The sequence below is a fragment of the Pseudomonas sp. COR18 genome (assembly GCF_048568395.1).
Lineage (GTDB): Bacteria > Pseudomonadota > Gammaproteobacteria > Pseudomonadales > Pseudomonadaceae > Aquipseudomonas > Aquipseudomonas fuscovaginae_B.
Window position 1 is genome coordinate 2,672,416 of record NZ_CP183808.1, and the last position, 19,567, is coordinate 2,691,982.

Genomic DNA, 19,567 nt, shown 5'->3' on the forward strand with positions numbered 1-19,567 from the left:
TCCATTCGCGGAAAAATCCTGCTCCCACAGCGTTCGGCTTCCACAGGGACAGCGTTCGAGCTGGGTTCGGATTGACCTGAAAGTCAGGTAAACCGGCCTTCAGCGGCTAAAATCGACCCAGCGACAAAGGTGCGTCAAACGCGCTTTTTTCGGTATACTGCGCGGCCTTCGGTCGGTTTGCCCGGCCATTATTCGCATGACAAGCCACGCCGGTCCTCCCGCGTGGCTTGTTGTTTTTTGACGCGCCCGCGGGCGCCCAAGAGAAGAGGCACGACGATGAGCGCACTGGTTGGCGTGATCATGGGCTCCAAGTCCGATTGGTCCACCCTTAGCCACACCGCCGATATGCTGGAAAAGCTCGGTATTCCCTACGAGGTGAAAGTGGTATCGGCCCACCGCACCCCGGACCTGCTGTTCCAGTATGCCGAAGAGGCCGAGGGCCGCGGTATCGAGGTGATCATCGCCGGCGCGGGTGGCGCGGCCCACCTGCCTGGCATGTGTGCGGCCAAGACCCACCTGCCGGTCCTGGGCGTGCCGGTGCAGTCGTCGATGCTCTCGGGTGTGGACTCGCTGCTGTCGATCGTGCAGATGCCGGCCGGCATTCCGGTCGCCACCCTGGCCATCGGCAAGGCTGGCGCGATCAACGCCGCACTGCTGTCGGCGAGCATCCTGGGCGCCAAGCACCCGCAGTTCCACGCCGTGCTGAAAAAATTCCGTACTGAGCAGACAGACAGCGTTCTGGACAATCCAGACCCACGCATCGCCTGAGGTTTTTGACGATGAAGATCGGTGTAATCGGTGGCGGCCAACTGGGCCGCATGTTGGCCCTGGCAGGCACTCCGCTGGGGATGAACTTCGCTTTCCTCGACCCGGCGCCGGATGCCTGCGCGGCCGCCCTGGGCGAACATCTGCGAGCCGATTACGGCGATCAGGACCACCTGCGCCAATTGGCCGAGGAAGTCGACCTGGTGACCTTCGAGTTCGAAAGCGTGCCGGCGGAAACCGTGGCCTTCCTGTCGCAGTTCGTCCCGGTCTACCCGAGCGCCGAAGCCCTGCGCGTCGCCCGTGACCGCTGGTTCGAGAAGAGCATGTTCAAGGACCTGGGGATTCCGACCCCGGCCTTCGCCGACATCCAGTCCCAGGCCGACCTCGACGCGGCAGTGGCCAGCATCGGCCTGCCGGCCGTGCTCAAGACCCGCACCCTGGGCTACGACGGCAAGGGCCAGAAGGTCCTGCGCAGCGCGGCCGACGTGGTCGGCACCTTCGCCGAACTGGGCAGCGTGCCCTGCCTGCTGGAAGGTTTCGTACCGTTCACCGGCGAAGTCTCGCTGATCGCCGTGCGTGCCCGCGATGGCGAAACCCGTTTCTACCCGCTGGTGCACAACACCCACGAGAACGGCATTCTCAAGCTCTCGGTGGCGAGTACCGACCACCCGTTGCAGGCCCTGGCCGAAGACTACTCCAGCCGGGTGCTCAAGCAACTGGACTACGTCGGCGTGATGGCGTTCGAGTTCTTCGAGGTCGACGGAGGCCTGAAGGCCAACGAGATCGCCCCGCGCGTGCACAACTCCGGGCACTGGACCACCGACGGCGCCGAGTGCAGCCAGTTCGAGAACCACCTGCGGGCGGTCGCCGGCCTGCCATTGGGCTCGACCGCCAAGGTCGGCGAGAGCGCCATGCTCAACTTCATCGGCAGCGTGCCGCCGGTGGAGCGCGTGGTGGCGATCGCCGATTGCCATCTGCACCACTACGGCAAGGCATTCAAGGCCGGGCGCAAGGTCGGTCACGCCAACCTGCGCTGTGCCGACCGGGCTACGCTGCAGCAGCAGATCCTGCGGGTCGAAGCGCTGATCGCCGAGTAAAAGTTATCCAGGCGGGCGGGAACCATCGGTCCCCGCCGTCCTCTGATGGCAAGATGCTGGGGCCCAACTAGGCTTCAGTTGGGGGCAATTATTCAGAGGAAACGTCATGGGTATCATCGGAACCATTTTCATCGGCTTGATCGTTGGCCTCGTGGCGCGTTTTCTCAAGCCGGGCGATGACAGCATGGGTTGGATCATGACCATTCTGCTGGGTATCGGCGGTTCGATCGCCGCGACCTACGGTGGTCAGGCACTGGGCATCTACCACGCCGGGCAGGGTGCCGGTTTCATTGGCGCGGTGGTCGGCGCCATCGTCCTGCTGGTGATCTACGGGCTGATCAAAAAGAACTGAGCGACCTGCGCAACCCCCTCTGTGCAACCCGCGCAGAGGGGCTAGAATGCGCGACTTGATTCCCTCCTGCCGAGTTCCTCATGCGTCGTCTCTTGTTGACACTTCTCCTGCTGGGCAGCGGCCTGGCCCATGCGGCCGAGCTGCCGGAAACCGACTGGCTGGAACTGATGCCAAAATCGGATCAGAAAGCCCTTGAGCAAATGCCGGAAATCAGCCACAACTCCCCGGAAGCCAACGGTACCTTTACCGCCAAGGGTGGGCTGAAGCAGGCCAAGGGCTTGCCGGCGGTGATGTATTCGACCAAGACCGTGGCCGCCATGAACGGCAAGGACATCCGCATCGGTGGTTATCCGGTGCCGCTGGAAACCGACGCCAAGGGTCGCAGCACGCTGTTCTTCCTGGTTCCCTATCCGGGCGCCTGCATTCACGTACCGCCGCCACCGCCGAACCAGTTGGTGCTGGTGCGTTACCCCAAGGGCCTGAAGCTGGACGATATCTACACGCCGTTGTGGGTGACCGGCACGCTGAAGATCGAGAAGGTCAGCAATGACCTGGCCGATGCGGCCTATGCGCTGGATGCGGCGAAGGTGCGTGTGGTGAAGGAGTCGGACTTGTAAGGTGTTGGTCGGTCAGGTCGCTGTTCGCGGCGGCGGACCGCCGCGAAACAGGCGCCCGGTCTTAACCCAGGCGGCGGCTGCCGATGGTTACGCCCAGCGCATGACTGGCGCCCGGCGCCAGCGTCACCACGTCATTCATCACGTTCGCCGTCTCGATGCACAGCATCTTCGGCCAGCCATCGTCAGCTAGGTCGGCCAGTTGGCTGGCCCGGTCGATCCACGGGTTCCAGATCACCGCCGAACGCGAGTTCTCGGCCGTCAGCTCGATACGCCGCTCCCAGGTCGGGTCGACGATGCTCAATTGCGCCGGGGTATCCAGGTAGATGCGGTCGGTTTCGCCGGTGAAATGCAGCTCACCCTGCTGCCGGACCTGTTTCCAGTCATCCGTCGTGTCGATGTAGGTCAGGCCATCGAGGCCGTCGACGTGCACGTTGCGCACATCGCTGACCGCGAAGTAGGTGTGCAGCGCCTGGCTCAGGGTGACCGGATGATCGTCGAGGTTCTCGCTGGTGAGGCTGATGTGCAGCTTCTCGCCCAGATGCACCGCCAGTTTCAGTCCGACCTTGTGCGGCCAGCCCGCAAAGCCGCCTTCGGGCAGCGGCAGGGTGAATTCGGCCAGTACGCCGTCGTTATCGGCCTGGATGCCCTGCAGGTTCCATTCCCGGGTCCGGACGAAACCGTGGGCGGTCGGCGCCTCGCTGGCCTGGCGCATCGCCTGGACGCTGTCGGGGTTGCGCTGGAACACGCCGAACCAGGGCCAGCATACCGGCACGCCGGCGCGGATACTCTTGTCGTGCTTGAACTGGGCCTGGTCGTTGAGCCAGATCACCGGCGGTTCGCCGGCCAGCTGATAGCTGAGGATATGCGCGCCCTGCTGGGCGATCAGCAATTCGGCCTGGTCATGGCGGATCCGCCAGCAATTGAGTTCATCCAGCTTGACCGTTTCAACGTGTGGCGTGCTCATGGTGTTCTCGCTCGGCAACAGGGACTGCAATGGACCGCAAAAAACGCCGCGGGTTTAGGTGCGCCGTGGCACGGAGCGGGTGCGGCCGCTGCCGTCGATGGCGACGAAGACGAACACCGCTTCGGTGACCTTGCGCCATTCGCTGGACAGCGGGTCGTCGCTCCACACTTCGACCATCATCCGGATCGAGCTGCGGCCGATTTCCAGGGCCTGGGTATAAAAGGACAGCTGGGCCCCGACCGCCACCGGCACGAGGAACGCCATGCGGTCGATGGCCACCGTGGCCACCCGGCCACCGGCGATCTTGCTGGACATGGCGGTGCCGGCCAGGTCCATCTGGTTGACCAGCCAGCCGCCGTAGATATCGCCGAAACCGTTGGTTTCGCGGGGCAAGGCGGTGATTTGCAGGGCGAGATCGCCTTGCGGGATGGGGTCTTCTTGTTCGAGTTCGATCATATTCAGGGCCTCTGACCCATGACGCTACGTGGGTATTGCAGGTGAATGGACGTCTTCAGGAAAAACGATTCAGCCCGAACATGCTACGTTCGTCACGTTTCTCTAAGGCGTACTCAAGGGAAACTCTGCAAAACCGGCTGGAGGGAGCTTCCAGCGACGTTTTTGCACAGCACCCTTGCAGGGTGGCAGCCACCAGTATATCGAGCGACCCGCTTGACTTCGACCGTCAGAAAGCCCTTTCGATCGCTCTATATCGGGACATTACTTACTTTCTGAAACATTTTATTATCTTTTCCCGGCCATCCGCGCTTGTGCATGGGCAGGGTGAACGGGTGGGGCCGCGGGAGATTTTCCTGCCCGCCTGCTGCCTCGAGTGCCATCGGCCTGGCGAGCGTCAGGCTGCCGACGATATGTTTTACCGGTTTATCGTTTTACTACAACCGTGCTTGTGCGATCTTTGCCGGATCGACACCGGTGACGTTGCGGCCGGGCCACCTACAGACCTATCAGTAAATATAAGAGAAGCCTTGCATGAGTACTGTGTCTCCCAGCCTTGCGCCGCCCGCGCGCCCGCTGACCCGTAATGACTACAAGACGCTGTCGCTGTCGGCCCTGGGAGGCGCGCTGGAGTTCTACGACTTCATCATCTTCGTGTTTTTCGCGGCGGTGGTCGGCAAGCTGTTCTTCCCGGCCGAGATGCCGGAATGGCTGCGCCTGATGCAGACCTTCGGGATCTTCGCCGCCGGTTACCTGGCGCGGCCGCTGGGCGGTATCGTCATGGCGCACTTCGGCGACCTGCTGGGCCGCAAGAAGATGTTCACCCTGAGCATCTTCATGATGGCCGTGCCGACCCTGATCATGGGCCTGCTGCCGACCTACGCGCAGATCGGCATCTGGGCGCCGATCCTGCTGCTGTTGATGCGGGTGATCCAGGGTGCCGCCATCGGTGGCGAGGTTCCGGGCGCCTGGGTGTTCGTCGCCGAGCACGTGCCGGAGCGGCAGATCGGCTTCGCCTGCGGCACCCTGACGTCGGGCCTGACCGCCGGCATCCTGCTGGGCTCGCTGGTCGCGACCCTGATCAACAGCCTCTACAGCCCGCTGGAAGTGAGCGATTACGCCTGGCGTATCCCGTTCCTTTTGGGCGGCGTGTTCGGCCTGTTCTCGGTGTACTTGCGCCGCTGGCTGCACGAGACCCCGGTATTCGCCGAGCTGCAGCAGCGCAAGGCATTGTCCGACGGCATTCCCCTCGGCGCGGTGCTGCGTGACCACCGTGGCGCGATCATCATCTCGATGCTGCTGACCTGGCTGCTCTCGGCTGGCGTGGTGGTGGTGATCCTGATGACCCCGACCGTACTGCAGACCGTCTTTCACTTCACTCCGACGGTGTCGCTGCAGGCCAACAGCCTGGCGATCGTGTGCCTGACCCTGGGCTGCATCGCTTCCGGCGCCCTGGCCGACCGCTTCGGTGCGGGGCGGGTGTTCGTCATCGGCAGCCTGGCGCTGATGGCCACTTTCTGGACCTTCTACAGCACCGTGGCGGCCCATCCCGAGTGGCTGTTCCCGCTGTACGCCCTGAGCGGCCTGTTCGTCGGCACCATCGGTGCGGTGCCTTACGTGATGGTCAAGGCGTTCCCGGCGGTGGTGCGTTTCAGCGGCCTGTCGTTCTCCTACAACCTGGCGTACGCGATCTTCGGCGGCCTGACGCCGATGGTGGTGACCCTGCTGCTCAAGGACAGCCCGATGGGGCCTGCGTATTATGTTGCAATCATTTGCAGCGTCGGCGTGCTGGTGGGCGGCTACCTCTGGTCCAAGTCCCGCTGACCCCGAGGGGTGAGGACGGGTCGACCTCCTCGCCACGCACTGATTCGGCTATGGCACTCGCGCTCGGGCAGTCGTGCCCCGCGAGCTGTCATGGTTTCCAGTGAGTTGGCTGCTTGTGCAGGAGGGATGATGGCATGTTCCACCATCAGATCCAGAAGCCAGAGCGCGCCGTGCACCTTTAATCCGTCACGTAGCGCCTGGCGTCTGAGCCGGCCATCCCCGGTAAGGAGTGGGCGTCCTGTTTCCTGTGCCAGCAAGTAACATGAAACGTCGGCCAGAGAGCTGTTGTTGTGCTCGATCTTGAGCGTGAAAAGCCGCTTTACCCCGTCACCGTCGAAGGACTCCACCTTAAGCCCTTGAGACAGCAGTGCCTCACAGGGAAAGTCCCTCAGTTCTTCCAGCACGAAATCGGTGCAGCACAAGGAGAACGGCAGCCTGAACAGTTGCTCCAGCAGTCCGGCATTTCTGAAGTCGATCCAGATATTCGTATCGCTGATGTAGATCAGGTTCATGCACTCTCCAGTGCCCCCAGGAAATCTGGATCCAGGGCCGTTACCGGTCTGCGCAGAAACTCGGCGGCTCGGGACTGGGTGATCAATCCTTCCGCATACCCCCGGAATACCAGGGACTCAAAGCGATGTGGCGCCTTGCAGAGAAGGGGTTCTGGCTCCGACTTGCGCCAGCCATTGGTGCTGAATCGAATGGTGAGGGATTTGTAGCCACTTTCGCTGAGCAGATTCAGATCCTTGAGCCGGCGCAGGACTGCTTGCATCGAGAGTCCATATTGACGCTTGGCGATCAGCAACTCACGGGGGTGCACTTTCGACCTGGGGTGATGGCCGAAATCGCCAGTCACGCATTTGGCTGGGTAAAGGAAGGCCCCGGCGAAACGATGACAGCAGTTTTCCCGGTCCCGTTCGGACATTTCTTCGGGCAGCCGCATGGTCCAGTGCCCGAGTTCATGGGCGGCGGTGAACCTGATGCGCTCACCGGGGCGTTCTGCGTTCAGAGCAATCAGCACATGGTGCCCATCGCGAGTGGCGGCACAGGCTCCGTCGAAATCATTCGGTCCCTCAAGCATTACCACCTTGATGCCGTGTTCCTCCAGTTGCTCACTCAGGTGGAAAATCGGGTCGCTACCAATGCCCCATAGCTCGCGCAGTTTCTCTGCGGCCCGTTCGGCGTCGTCCGCGCCGCTCACTTCAATTATCTGGGCGGGAGTAGTGGTGGTGAGAATATCCAGTGGGTCGAAACACATTTCCAGGGAAATGTAGCGCTCAAGGTATTCGCGCATCCGTTCTTCAACCTGGAGCTGGCGATACCTGGGCATCTTCGCCAGCTTGCGAAACTCCAGGGGCGCCAGCACGACCGCTTCTTCGCGGAAGAAATATTCGGGACTCACATCCAGGGCTCTGGCGAGTTGCAGCAGCCGCGCAGAGCCTGGGATCACCGTTCCTTTTTCATACTTACTGAGGGCCTGTTTCGTGATATCGCCCATCTGAAGAGCCAAAGCCTCAAGGGTGATGCCTTTCAGTTGGCGGGCCCGGCGGATTCGGTCGTTGATCATGAAACCCCCTTTCAGTTGACAAAATTGTATTTTATCTGTGTTTTGTCAACTGGGTGAAAAGTTTCAAAATGTAGCGTGCTATCAGGAGCGTGCCTGGGCCGGGCGGCAAATTTGAGAGAGTGTTTCTAAATGATGCGGCCGATGATATGGACATCAGGGTAGGTGAGGCAGACCGTGGCTTTGCGCTTGTGCAGGAGGGTGCCGATCGCTTCGCTCCATGCTGGCCTTTCATCTAATTGTCACATACCAGTCATAGAGTGTTCATGCGGCCTGCCGATACTTGGCCCCGACTTAACATAACCTCTCTGCTAGGAGTAAGGCATGAAACTGAAACGTTTGATGGCGGCAATGACCTTTGTCGCTGCTGGCGTCGCGACTGCCCACGCGGTGGCCGCTGGTGTAGATCCGTCCATTCCCGCCTATACCAAAGTCCAAGGCGTGTCGGGCAACCTGTCCAGCGTCGGTTCCGATACCCTGGCAAACCTCATGACCCTGTGGGCTGAGGGCTACAAGAAAGAATATCCGAACGTGAACATTCAGATTCAGGCCGCCGGTTCCGCCACCGCACCGCCCGCACTGACTGAAGGTACCTCGAACCTCGGCCCCATGAGCCGCAAGATGAAGGACACCGAACTGGCAGCCTTCGAGCAGAAGTACGGCTACAAGCCGACCGCCATCCCGGTCGCTGTCGATGCCCTGGCGGTATTCGTGCACAAGGACAACCCGATCCAGCACCTGACCATGGAACAGGTTGACGCGATCTTCTCCTCGACCCGTCTGTGCGGCGCCAAGGCCGACGTCAAGACCTGGGGTGACCTGGGCGTGACCGGCGACCTAGCCAACAAGCCGGTCCAACTGTTCGGCCGCAACTCGGTATCCGGCACCTACGGCTACTTCAAGGAAGAAGCCCTGTGCAAGGGCGACTACAAGCCTAACGTGAACGAGCAGCCGGGTTCGGCTTCCGTGGTGCAGTCCATCAGCTCCTCGCTGAACGGCATCGGCTACTCGGGTATCGGCTACAAGACCGCCAGCGTGAAGACCGTGGCCCTGGCCAAGAAAGGCAGCACCGACTTCATCGAAGACAGCGAAGAAAACGCCCTGAACGGCAAATACCCGCTGTCGCGCTTCCTGTACGTCTACGTCAACAAGGCTCCGAACAAGCCTCTGGCCCCGCTGGAAGCCGAGTTCGTGAAGCTGGTTCTGTCCAAGCAGGGCCAGGAAGTCGTAGTCAAGGACGGTTACATCCCGCTGCCAGCCAAGGTTGCCGCCAAGGCGCTGGCTGACCTGGGCCTGAGCGAAGGCGCCAAGAAGTAAGCACCGGGCCGGCGTCTGGTGGCCTGTGTGGCTGATCGCACACCCAACTCCAAGTCCCTGAACCTGGATTTGAGTATCCGAATCAACCGTACAGGCCACTGGCCCCGGTATGTGGGAGCGGGCTTGCCCGCGAAAGCGATCCTGGAAGGACGCTTCGCAGGCAACCGGCAACCCGCGCACTAAATTTCCGAATCCGCTGCCAGCCATGCTGGGCGGCGGCTTCCGTGCGTCACTGCACTGTCATCTTTCTGTCATACAGGATCGCTAGGGTGTGCGCATGAACGATCTGGCCAATTCCACCATGACTACGACTTCTCCCCCCAAGCGCATTGACTTCAATACGCCTGAACTCAAGCGCAAGCGCCAAATTCGTGCGCTCAAGGACCGCCTGACCCGCTGGTATGTATTCGTTGGCGGCCTGGCCGTCCTGGCGGCGATCACGCTGATCTTCTTCTTCCTCGGCTATGTGGTCATGCCGTTGTTCCAGGGCGCCTCGCTGACGGCGGAAAAAGCCATCAGTCCGGCCTGGATGCGCGATGCCGGCAACCCGCTGATGATCTCCCTGGAAGAACAGAACCAGGTCGGCATGCGGGTTTCCGACCAGGGGCAGGTGCTGTTCTTCGCTGTCGAAGGCGCTGCCGAGCTGTCGCGGGTGAACCTGCCGATTCCGGCCGGTACCAAAGTCACCGCCATCAGCAAGGACCAGCCGGGCGTCCCGCTGGTTATCGTCGGCCTGTCCAACGGCCAGGCGCTGGTGTTCCGCCACAGCTACAAGGTGACCTACCCGGATGGCAAGAAGACCATCACCCCGACGATCGAATACCCGTACGGGGAGACGCCGATCACCCTGGATGAGCAAGGGCATGCCCTCGAGCATGTGAACCTCAACGCCAGCGACTCGACGCTGATTGCCGTGGGTTCCAATGGTGCGCAACTGCACGTGCTGGCGCTGACCAAGGAAGAAAACATGATGACCGGCGAGGTCACCAGCGAGCAGAAGAGCATCGATCTGCCGCAGATGACCGAGCCGGTGAAGGCGATCTACATCGATCCACGCCAGCAGTGGCTGTATGTGATCAACGGGCGTGCCCAGGCCGACGTGTTCAGCCTGCGCGACAAGAGCCTGAATGGCCGCTACAAGCTGCTTGAGGACGCCAACGCCGAAGTGACCGCCACTGCACAGCTGGTCGGTGGCATCTCGCTGATCATCGGTGACTCCAAGGGCGGCCTTGGCCAGTGGTTCATGGCCCGTGACACCGATGGCGAACTGCGCCTGAAGCCGATCCGCAGCTTCCAGATGGGCAGTGCGCCGATCGTCGAGATCAGCGCCGAAGAGCGTCGCAAGGGCTTCGTCGTCCTGGATGCCGCCGGCAAGCTCGGCGTGTTCCACAGTACTGCGCACCGTACCCTGCTGGTCGAGCAGGTGGTCGACGGTCCGGGCCTGTTCGGCCTGTCGCCGCGGGCCAACCGGGTGATCGTCGAACAGGGTGGCAAGATCCAGCCGCTGCTGCTCGACAACCCGCATCCGGAAGTGTCCTGGAGCGCGCTGTGGAGCAAGGTCTGGTACGAGAACTACGACGCACCCAAGTACGTCTGGCAATCGACCGCCGCCAACACCGACTTCGAGCCCAAGCTGAGCCTGTCGCCGCTGACCTTCGGTACCCTGAAGGCCGCGTTCTACGCCATGCTGCTGGCGGCGCCGCTGGCCGTCGCCGCAGCGATCTACACCGCCTACTTCATGGCCCCGGGCATGCGCCGCAAGGTCAAGCCGGTGATCGAGCTGATGGAGGCGCTGCCAACGGTGATTCTCGGCTTCTTCGCCGGCCTGTTCCTGGCGCCGTATGTCGAAGGCCACCTGCCGGGGATCTTCAGCCTGCTGCTGTTGTTGCCGATCGGCATCCTGGTGGCCGGCTTCGCCTGGAGCCGACTGCCCGAATCGCTGCGCCTGCGGGTGCCGGACGGCTGGGAAAGCGCGATCCTGATCCCGGTGATCCTGTTCGTCGGCTGGCTCTCGCTGTTCATGAGCCCGCACCTGGAGTCGTGGTTCTTCGGCGGCGACATGCGCCTGTGGATCTCCCACGACCTGGGCATCACCTACGACCAGCGCAACGCCCTGGTGGTCGGCCTGGCCATGGGCTTCGCGGTGATTCCGAACATCTACTCGATCGCCGAAGACGCCGTGTTCAGCGTGCCGCGCAGCCTGACCCTGGGCTCCCTGGCCCTGGGCGCCACGCCCTGGCAGACCATGACGCGGGTGGTGATCCTCACCGCCAGCCCGGGCATCTTCTCGGCGCTGATGATCGGCCTGGGCCGCGCCGTCGGCGAGACCATGATCGTGCTGATGGCCACCGGCAACACCCCGGTCATGGAGATGAACCTGTTCGAGGGCCTGCGCACCCTGGCGGCGAACGTCGCGGTGGAGATGCCGGAGTCGGAGGTGGGTGGTAGCCATTACCGCGTGCTGTTCCTCTCGGCACTGGTGCTGCTGCTGTTCACGTTCATCATGAACACCCTCGCGGAACTGATTCGTCAGCGTCTGCGCAAGAAATACTCGTCGCTTTAATAAAGGTAGAAGTCTGTGAAACAGAACTCCCTGAATGGCTGGTTCAAGAGCGGCGCCCCTGGCGTCTGGATCAGCGGTGGTGCGGTGTCCATCGCGGTCATCATGACCATCGGCTTGCTGGCGGTGATCGCGGTACGTGGGCTGGGGCATTTCTGGCCGGCGGATGTGATCCACGCCGAGTACAGCATTCCCGGCCAGGCCCCGCAGGTCGTGGTCGGCGAGGTGGTGCAGAAGGAAGAAGTGCCGCGGGCGCGCCTGAAGACGGCGGGCCTGCCGGTGCCGGACAACGGCCCCGAGTTCATGACCCGCGAGCTGGTCAAGGTCGGTAACCGCGACCTGAACGGCAACGATTTCACTTGGGTCGTCGGTGAGTGGCTGACCCACCTGAGTACGCCGGCCGAGCTGATGGCCATCGAGCGTCGCGAGTGGGGCAACTTCTACGGCACCCTGGTCAACGTCAAGGAAAACGGCAAGGTCGTCGCCGAAGGCGAGGCCGCCTGGCCTGAGCTGCAGGCGCGGATCGACCGTGTGAACGGTCTGGCCAGGCAGCTCAAGACCCTGGAAAAGAGCGACATCGGCGCGATCAACGCAGGTCTGGAGCGTATTCGCCTGCATGGCCGCAAGCTGGAACTCGAAGGCAAGCTGGACGCTGCCGCCCAGGCCGACATGGAAGCCGAAAAGGCCGAGCTGCATGCCCGCTACCAGGCGATCGAAGCGCGCCTGAGCGAGCTGCACACCGAGTTCAATCGCGACAGCCTCACGGCCCGCGATGGCAACGGCAAGGAACTGGAAATCGGCATCAGCAAGGTGGTCCACGCCTACCAGCCGAACGCCATGGGCACCTTCACCAAGCTGGGTTTCTACTTCAGCAAGGTCTGGGAGTTCCTCAGCGACGACCCGCGGGAAGCCAACACCGAGGGCGGGATTTTCCCGGCGATCTTCGGCACCGTGATGATGACCCTGATCATGGCGATGATCGTCACTCCGTTCGGCGTGCTGGCGGCGGTCTACCTGCGTGAGTATGCCAAGCAGAACACCCTGACCCGGGTGATCCGCATCGCGGTGAACAACCTGGCCGGTGTCCCGGCGATCGTCTACGGTGTGTTCGGCCTGGGCTTCTTCGTCTATGTGCTGGGCGGCTCGCTCGACCGGCTGTTCTTCCCCGAGGCCCTGCCGGCGCCGACCTTCGGCACCCCGGGCCTGCTCTGGGCCTCGCTGACCCTGGCGCTGCTGGCGGTGCCGGTGGTGATCGTGGCCACCGAGGAAGGCCTGGCGCGTATTCCGCGCACCGTCCGCGAAGGTTCGCTGGCACTGGGGGCGACCAAGGCCGAGACGCTGTGGAAGATCGTCCTGCCGATGGCCAGCCCGGCGATGATGACCGGCATGATCCTCGCCGTGGCCCGTGCCGCCGGTGAAGTGGCGCCGCTGATGCTGGTGGGCGTGGTGAAGCTGGCGCCGTCGCTGCCGGTGGATGGCAACTACCCGTACCTGCACCTGGACCAGAAGATCATGCACCTGGGCTTCCACATCTACGACGTCGGCTTCCAGAGCCCCAACGTCGAGGCGGCGCGGCCACTGGTGTACGCCACCGCGTTGCTGCTGGTGCTGGTGATCGCCACGCTGAACCTCTCGGCCGTGTGGATCCGTAACCATCTGCGCGAGAAGTACAAGGCGCTGGATAGCTGATGACGCATTACCTGTAGGAGCAAGGCTTGCCCGCGAAGCTTTTGGCGGCCTCCGAGGCCCTTCGCAGGCAGGCCTTGCTCCTGCAAGGTCCCTTATTGCACACGCCGCCCAGCGGCGTACCGAAACGAATTTGTTAGCGCAGGGAGTTTACCCATGCAGCATGAAACCCAACCCCACGGCATCAACATGTCCGCCCTGGGTCGCAGCAAGCAGAGCCTGGACCTGGCCAGCGAGACCGTAGCCATCGAAGTGCCGAAACTGAGCCTGTTCTACGGCGAGAAGCAGGCACTGTTCGACGTCAGCATGAACATTCCCAAGCAACGCGTGACCGCCTTCATCGGCCCGTCCGGTTGCGGCAAGTCGACCCTGCTGCGCACATTCAACCGGATGAACGATCTGGTCGACGGCTGCCGCGTACAGGGCGAGATCAACCTCTACGGCAACAACATCTACCGCAAGGGCGAGGACGTGGCCGAGCTGCGTCGCAAGGTCGGCATGGTGTTCCAGAAGCCGAACCCGTTCCCCAAGACCATCTACGAGAACGTCGTCTACGGCCTGCGCATCCAGGGCATCAACAAGAAGCGCGTGCTCGACGAGGCCGTGGAATGGGCCCTCAAGGGCGCCGCCCTGTGGGATGAAGTGAAGGACCGCCTGCACGACTCCGCACTCGGCCTCTCCGGCGGCCAGCAGCAGCGTCTGGTGATCGCCCGTACCATCGCCGTGGAGCCGGAAGTGCTGTTGCTCGACGAGCCGTGCTCGGCACTCGACCCGATCTCGACCCTCAAGGTCGAGGAACTGATCTATGAACTGAAATCCAAGTTCACCATCGTGATCGTGACCCACAACATGCAGCAGGCGGCCCGGGTTTCCGACTACACCGCGTTCATGTACATGGGCAAGTTGGTTGAATTCGGCGATACCGATACCCTGTTCACCAATCCCGCGAAGAAGCAGACCGAGGACTACATCACCGGTCGTTATGGCTAGGAGCGGCTGTGTGCCGCAGGCCGGAGGCGGCAAGGCAGATGCTGTGCGAACCCCGGATCACCCTATCACTGCTTGAAACGCGCGGCTTGAAGCCTGCAAGTTTCGCGGAGCTAAACCAATGATTGATAAAGAAGGTCTTACCCATCACATCTCCGCGCAGTTCAACGCGGAACTGGAAGAAGTTCGCAGCCACCTGCTGGCCATGGGCGGGCTGGTGGAGAAGCAGGTCAACGACGCGGTGACCGCACTGATCGAGGCCGATTCCGGCCTGGCCCAGCAGGTGCGCGAGATCGATGAACAGATCAACCAGATGGAGCGCAACATCGACGAGGAGTGCCTGCGCATCCTCGCCCGTCGCCAGCCGGCGGCCTCCGACCTGCGGTTGATCATCAGCATCTCCAAGTCGGTGATCGATCTCGAGCGTATCGGCGATGAAGCCACCAAGATCGCCCGTCGTGCCATTCAGCTGTGTGAAGAAGGCGAAGCGCCGCGCGGTTATGTCGAAGTTCGTCACATCGGCGACCAGGTGCGCAACATGGTCCGCGACGCACTGGATGCCTTCGCCCGTTTCGACGCGGAGCTGGCGTTGTCCGTGGCGCAGTACGACAAGATCATCGATCGCGAGTACAAGACCGCCTTGCGCGAGCTGGCCACCTACATGATGGAAGATCCACGCTCTATCTCGCGGGTGTTGAGCATCATCTGGGTGTTGCGTTCGCTGGAGCGGATCGGCGACCACGCACGCAATATCTCCGAGCTGGTAATCTACCTGGTACGTGGAACCGACGTACGGCACATGGGCCTCAAGCGCATGCGTCAGGAAGTTGAGGGAGTGGCCCCCGAAACTGCTAATGTTCCGGACAAAGCTGACGATAACTAAGATTGCCCGAGAGAAACGCCCGGCCAATGGTCGGGCGTTTTTGTTTGTGGCGTACGAATTTTATGCGCCTTGCGAGCGATAAAATCCCGGCGTGACTGATCAGTTTTGCAAATGGCCATTAGCCAGTATGCTGGCCGGGATTTTTAGAGGAATGGTCAATGAGCAAAGTCAGTGTGTTGGTGGTGGATGACGCATCGTTCATCCGCGACCTGGTGAAAAAGTGCCTGCGCAACTACTTCCCGGGTGTGCGGACCGAAGACGCCGTCAACGGACGCAAGGCCCAGGCGATCCTGGCGCGCGAGGCGTTCGACCTGGTGCTGTGCGACTGGGAAATGCCTGAGATGTCCGGCCTGGAGCTGCTGACGTGGTGCCGTTCGCAGGAGGCTCTCAAGACCATGCCGTTCGTGATGGTCACCAGCCGCGGCGACAAGGAGAACGTTGTGCAGGCGATCCAGGCCGGGGTTTCCGGCTACGTCAGCAAGCCGTTCACCAACGAACAACTGCTGACCAAGGTCAAGCAGGCACTGCACAAGGTCGGCAAGCTCGACGCGCTGATGAGCAGCGCTCCGAAGTCGAACGCGGGGTTTGGCAACGACTCGCTGAGCGCGCTGACCGGCGGCAAGCCGGCGGTGGTGTCGCCTGCGGCTCCAGCAGCCCCCGCAGCGGCGCCCGCTGCGTCCAAGGGCATCCTCAACAGCCCGCCGGTACGTCCGGCGGCTGCGGCTGCGGCCGCGAGCCCGGCGACCGGCGGTCGTGGCCAGGGCCAACTGCGCCTGGCCAGCGGCACCCAGCAATGTGTGATCAAGGCCCTGAGCATCAAGGAGGCCCTGCTGGTGGTGCGTCGCGGCGAGGCCCTGCCACAGATCCTGGAAAGCGCCGTGCTCGACCTGGAGCAGGGTGACAATGCCGAGGTCGCCCGCCTGAACGGCTACCTGCACGCGATCGTCGCCCATGAGCCCAAGCCGGACAGCGACTGGCTGCAACTGACCTTCCGGTTCATCGACCAGGATGCGCAGAAGCTCGACTACATCTCCCGCCTGATCGCCCGCGGCACCGCCCAGAAGCACTTCGTTCCTGGCGCCTGATGCCCGTCTGACAACCCGGTGCGGCTGGCGCCGGGTTGTTTCTCTTCGTTCCTACGTTACGTATCGAAAGACCTTTCGTCCGAATATCCGCTCGTCCGATTTCTTTATATCTGTTTTGATATAGATTGATCAGCAAGGCATGGCTGCCGGCCAAGTCTTGCAACAACCTCGTGCCACGAACGCTTCGCCCGTTGCTTACGCTTTTCCTGGCAAGCACGGGAGGTATCGCGATGGCAAGGCACAAGGACGTGGTATTCGTAGGGAGTTCGCTCAGGGATTTGCGAGCCTTCCCGCTGGAGGCGCGAAGAGTGGCGGGTTTTCAGCTGGATCTCCTGCAGCAGGGTGAAGCACCCTGTGACTGGAAGCCCATGATGACGGTGGGCAGGGGGGTCTACGAAATTCGGATCAATGATGAGAGCGGGGCATTCCGGGTGTTTTATGTGGCCAACAGGGTTGATGCCTTGTATGTGCTTCACGCCTTCAGGAAGACGACGCAGAGGACCCAGGCCCGGGATATCGAGCTGGCCAGGGCGAGATATCAGGAGATAGGAGCAAAACCATGAGCGATCATGTCCATATCGAACGTTTTTCCTCCGTCTGGGATGCCCTGGAGGAGACTCCCCGGGAGGCGGCCAACATGCGTCTGCGCTCCCGGCTCATGCTGGAACTGATCCGTAGGATCAGCGCCTGGGAGTTGTCCCAGAAGGCCGCGGCCAAGCGCCTGGGGATCAGCCAGCCCAGGCTCAACGACCTGCTCAATGGCAAGATCGACAAGTTCTCCCTGGACGCGCTGGTGAACCTCTCGGAGCCGGCGCAACTGGACGTCGACCTGTGCTTCGGCCAGGGTGCGACTCAGCTCGCCTGAGTCACACAAACATCTCGGCGGCCTGCTAATCTGCTCGCCACGTTTGGTTTGGCGGCTTGCCCTATGTTGTTCCTGCGCCTGTTGTTTTCCTGTGGCCTGCTGATGGTTGCCACCTCGGCTGCGGCCATGACGGTCTACAAGTACGTGGACGCCAATGGCGTGGTCACCTACAGCGACCGCCCGGCGCCGGGGGCCGAGGTGTTCGTGTTTCGCGATCGGATGGTCGAGCACCTGGAGCGCCAGGTGCGCCTGGACATTCGCAGGCAGAAGGGTGGCGACGAGGTGTTCGTGCGTAACGACCTGTATGCGCCGGTGGAAATCGAGTTGAGTTTCGCCGCGCTGAAGAACGTCAGCGGAGCGCCCGTGCAGCCGATTCGCAAGGTGTTGCCGGCGCGCAGTCACCAGCGTCTGGCGCTGCTCAGCGCGAGCCAGGCCGGGCAACCGTTCCTGTATACCCCCAAATTCCGCTATTCCCTTGGTGACCCTTCAGGCCAGGCTCAGGGCTATCGTTATCCGTTTCCCTGGCGCGGCGGGCCCTTTCGCCTGACCCAGGGGCCGAACGGCGAATACAGCCATCATGGCGCCAAGAGCCGCTATGCGATGGATATCGCCATGCCGGTCGGTACGCCGATCATCGCCGCGCGGGGTGGGGTCGTGGTCAAGACCGAGAACGACCAGTCCGGGCGTGGCAAGAACCCTGCGGGCAACTTCGTGCGGATCCTGCATGACGACGGCACCATGGGTGTCTACCTGCATCTCAAGCAGGGCTCGGTGAGCGTGCGCGAGGGGCAGCGGGTGGCGGTGGGGAGCCCGCTGGGGCTGTCGGGCAACACCGGCAACAGCACCGGGCCGCACCTGCATTTCGTGGTGCAGCGCAATACCGGGCTGGGCCTGGTGTCGATTCCGTATCAGTTCAGCCAGCCGATGGAGGCGTTGCCGAACTTCGCCGTGGGCGGGCAGTGAGACCACGGGTTGGACGCTGACCTGTAGGAGCGTGCCTTGTCGGAACGCCGCACCGCCGCGAACAGGCCGGCAAGCCTGGAGCCTCCCACAGGCCTGGCATCCGTTCGCCCGGGGCGTCAGTCGAGCTTGAGGACCTTGGCCAGGATGATCTTCGGCCCCTTCATCTTCTTGATGATGATGCGCAGGCCTTCGACTTCCATCACCTCTTCCTCCTCGGGCACCCGCTTCAGGCTCTCGTAGACCAGGCCGGCGAGAGTTTCGGCCTCGATATGGTCCAGGTCGATACCCAGCAGGCGCTCGACCTTGAACAGCGGCGTGTCACCGCGCACCAGCAACTTGCCCGGCTGGTAGGCGAGGATGCCGCGTTCGGCCTTGCGGTGTTCGTCCTGGATGTCGCCGACCAGCACTTCGAGCACGTCTTCCATGGTCAGGTAGCCGATCACCTTGCTGTCGGCTTCCTCGACCAGGGCGAAGTGCGAGCCGCCCTGGCGGAACTGCTCGAGCAGGCGCGACAGCGGCATGTGCTTGGACACGCGCTCCAGCGGGCGGGTCAGTTCGGCCAGGTTGAACGACTCGGGGATGTGGTCCAGGGCCGCCAGTTCCAGCAACAGGTCCTTGATGTGCAGCAGGCCGACGAACACATTGCGCTCGGCGTCGTACACCGGGTAGCGGCTGAACTTGTGGCGACGGAACAGCGCCAGGATTTCCTTGAGCGGGGCGTTGCAGTCCAGGGTCACCAGGTCTTCGCGGGAGTTGGCCCAGTCGACCACCTCCAACTCGCCCATTTCCACGGCCGAGGCCAGTACGCGCATGCCCTGGTCGCTGGGGTCCTGGCCGCGGCTGGAGTGCAGGATCAGCTTGAGCTCTTCACGGCTGTAGTGGTGTTCGTGATGCGGGCCGGGCTCGCCCTGGCCGGCGATACGCAGGATGGCGTTGGCGCTGGCGTTGAGCAGGTAGATGGCCGGGTACATCAGCCAGTAGAACAGGTACAGCGGCACCGCTGTCCACAGCGACAGCAGCTCCGGCTTGCGGATGGCCCAGGACTTGGGTGCCAGCTCGCCGACCACGATGTGCAGGTAGGAAATGATGAAGAAGGCGGTGAAGAACGACACGCCCTTGATCACTTCGGGAGAGCTTACGCCGATGGCGCCGAGCACCGGTTCCAGCAGGTGGGCGAAGGCCGGTTCACCGACCCAGCCCAGGCCCAGCGAGGCCAGGGTGATACCCAGCTGGCAGGCGGACAGGTAGGCGTCCAGCTGGCTGTGCACGGTGCGCAGGATCTGCCCGCGCCAGCCGTTCTGCTGGGCGATGGTTTCGACGCGGGTCGAGCGCAGCTTGACCATGGCGAACTCGGCCGCAACGAAGAAACCGTTGAGCAATACCAGCAGCAGAGCAAAGAGAATCATGCCGAAATCGGCGAATATCGAGAAGAGGGTCAAGCTACTAGGGGAAGGGTCCATGATGGGGTTTTACGGGTTCCATATTTCAATTTGAAGTGGTGTTTCACGGCCTGAAAGGCAGGCCCAAGCCTTCCAATGTAACGGCACACGGGCCCCTTGCCTAGTGGCCCGTGTGGCTAATTCGC

19 protein-coding genes are annotated in these 19,567 nt (G+C 62.5%); 14 read left to right on the forward strand and 5 right to left on the reverse strand.

Annotated features, from left to right (window positions below; all coding sequences use genetic code 11):
* The first annotated feature begins 276 nt into the window (after positions 1–276).
* The 4 genes from purE to ACM62G_RS12275 all read left to right on the forward strand — a co-directional run bounded on the left by purE (position 277) and on the right by ACM62G_RS12275 (position 2,831).
* Positions 277–768 (forward strand): 5-(carboxyamino)imidazole ribonucleotide mutase, encoded by a 492-nt coding sequence (gene purE / locus ACM62G_RS12260; protein WP_054058584.1) that lies wholly within the window; start codon positions 277–279, stop codon positions 766–768.
* 11 nt (positions 769–779) lie between these two features.
* Entirely contained in the window at positions 780–1,862 is a 1,083-nt protein-coding gene (locus ACM62G_RS12265; protein ID WP_419737227.1) for a 5-(carboxyamino)imidazole ribonucleotide synthase, read from the forward strand.
* 106 nt (positions 1,863–1,968) lie between these two features.
* Entirely contained in the window at positions 1,969–2,214 is a 246-nt protein-coding gene (locus ACM62G_RS12270; protein ID WP_054058586.1) for a GlsB/YeaQ/YmgE family stress response membrane protein, read from the forward strand.
* Positions 2,215–2,294: 80 nt separating this feature from the next.
* Positions 2,295–2,831 (forward strand): DUF3299 domain-containing protein, encoded by a 537-nt coding sequence (locus ACM62G_RS12275; RefSeq protein ID WP_419737228.1) that lies wholly within the window; start codon positions 2,295–2,297, stop codon positions 2,829–2,831.
* 61 nt (positions 2,832–2,892) lie between these two features.
* Here ACM62G_RS12275 and ACM62G_RS12280 read toward each other — a convergent pair whose 3' ends face one another.
* Positions 2,893–3,795: a D-hexose-6-phosphate mutarotase gene (locus ACM62G_RS12280; protein ID WP_419737229.1), complete on the reverse strand. Its 903-nt coding sequence runs from the start codon at positions 3,793–3,795 to the stop codon at positions 2,893–2,895.
* 54 nt (positions 3,796–3,849) lie between these two features.
* Entirely contained in the window at positions 3,850–4,251 is a 402-nt protein-coding gene (locus ACM62G_RS12285) for an acyl-CoA thioesterase (RefSeq protein WP_010447769.1), read from the reverse strand.
* A 531-nt stretch (positions 4,252–4,782) separates the two neighbouring features.
* Here ACM62G_RS12285 and ACM62G_RS12290 point away from each other — a divergent pair.
* A complete protein-coding gene (locus ACM62G_RS12290; protein ID WP_054058589.1) occupies positions 4,783–6,072 on the forward strand; it encodes an MFS transporter in 1,290 nt (429 codons plus the stop codon).
* Here the strand turns inward: ACM62G_RS12290 and ACM62G_RS12295 are convergent.
* Together ACM62G_RS12295 and ACM62G_RS12300 are read right to left on the reverse strand one after the other, a co-directional pair.
* Positions 6,048–6,584, reverse strand: a complete 537-nt coding sequence (locus ACM62G_RS12295; RefSeq protein WP_054058590.1) for a type II toxin-antitoxin system VapC family toxin — start codon at positions 6,582–6,584, stop codon at positions 6,048–6,050. The two genes, ACM62G_RS12290 and ACM62G_RS12295, sit on opposite strands and share 25 nt — an antisense overlap.
* A complete protein-coding gene (locus ACM62G_RS12300) occupies positions 6,581–7,639 on the reverse strand; it encodes a helix-turn-helix domain-containing protein (RefSeq protein ID WP_419737230.1) in 1,059 nt (352 codons plus the stop codon). Before ACM62G_RS12300 ends, ACM62G_RS12295 begins: the two co-directional genes overlap by 4 nt.
* Before the next feature lie 321 nt (positions 7,640–7,960).
* On the opposite strand from ACM62G_RS12300, the gene ACM62G_RS12305 reads away from it, so the two are divergent.
* The 9 genes from ACM62G_RS12305 to ACM62G_RS12345 all read left to right on the forward strand — a co-directional run bounded on the left by ACM62G_RS12305 (position 7,961) and on the right by ACM62G_RS12345 (position 17,982).
* Positions 7,961–8,953, forward strand: a complete 993-nt coding sequence (locus ACM62G_RS12305) for a phosphate ABC transporter substrate-binding protein PstS (RefSeq protein WP_054058592.1) — start codon at positions 7,961–7,963, stop codon at positions 8,951–8,953.
* A gap of 529 nt (positions 8,954–9,482) precedes the next feature.
* Complete coding sequence (locus tag ACM62G_RS12310) at positions 9,483–11,516, forward strand: ABC transporter permease subunit (protein WP_419737515.1); 2,034 nt, start codon at positions 9,483–9,485, stop codon at positions 11,514–11,516.
* Between the two features lie 15 nt (positions 11,517–11,531).
* Complete coding sequence (pstA, locus tag ACM62G_RS12315) at positions 11,532–13,202, forward strand: phosphate ABC transporter permease PstA (RefSeq protein ID WP_273819791.1); 1,671 nt, start codon at positions 11,532–11,534, stop codon at positions 13,200–13,202.
* Positions 13,203–13,355: 153 nt separating this feature from the next.
* On the forward strand, positions 13,356–14,189 hold the full coding sequence (gene pstB / locus ACM62G_RS12320; protein WP_017901744.1) for a phosphate ABC transporter ATP-binding protein PstB: 834 nt from the start codon (positions 13,356–13,358) through the stop codon (positions 14,187–14,189).
* A 118-nt stretch (positions 14,190–14,307) separates the two neighbouring features.
* Positions 14,308–15,069: a phosphate signaling complex protein PhoU gene (gene phoU, locus ACM62G_RS12325; RefSeq protein WP_273819792.1), complete on the forward strand. Its 762-nt coding sequence runs from the start codon at positions 14,308–14,310 to the stop codon at positions 15,067–15,069.
* A 158-nt stretch (positions 15,070–15,227) separates the two neighbouring features.
* Complete coding sequence (locus ACM62G_RS12330; RefSeq protein ID WP_416771054.1) at positions 15,228–16,154, forward strand: response regulator; 927 nt, start codon at positions 15,228–15,230, stop codon at positions 16,152–16,154.
* Between the two features lie 230 nt (positions 16,155–16,384).
* Complete coding sequence (locus ACM62G_RS12335) at positions 16,385–16,717, forward strand: type II toxin-antitoxin system RelE/ParE family toxin (RefSeq protein WP_419737231.1); 333 nt, start codon at positions 16,385–16,387, stop codon at positions 16,715–16,717.
* A complete protein-coding gene (locus ACM62G_RS12340; RefSeq protein WP_273819795.1) occupies positions 16,714–17,019 on the forward strand; it encodes a helix-turn-helix domain-containing protein in 306 nt (101 codons plus the stop codon). The genes ACM62G_RS12335 and ACM62G_RS12340 overlap by 4 nt, the downstream gene beginning before the upstream one ends.
* A gap of 66 nt (positions 17,020–17,085) precedes the next feature.
* The gene (locus tag ACM62G_RS12345; RefSeq protein ID WP_273820078.1) at positions 17,086–17,982 is read left to right on the forward strand and encodes a peptidoglycan DD-metalloendopeptidase family protein; all 897 of its coding nucleotides are present in this window, start codon (positions 17,086–17,088) and stop codon (positions 17,980–17,982) included.
* Between the two features lie 116 nt (positions 17,983–18,098).
* Here the strand turns inward: ACM62G_RS12345 and ACM62G_RS12350 are convergent, their stop codons facing one another.
* Positions 18,099–19,442: a hemolysin family protein gene (locus tag ACM62G_RS12350; RefSeq protein WP_273819796.1), complete on the reverse strand. Its 1,344-nt coding sequence runs from the start codon at positions 19,440–19,442 to the stop codon at positions 18,099–18,101.
* Positions 19,443–19,567 lie beyond the last annotated feature (125 nt).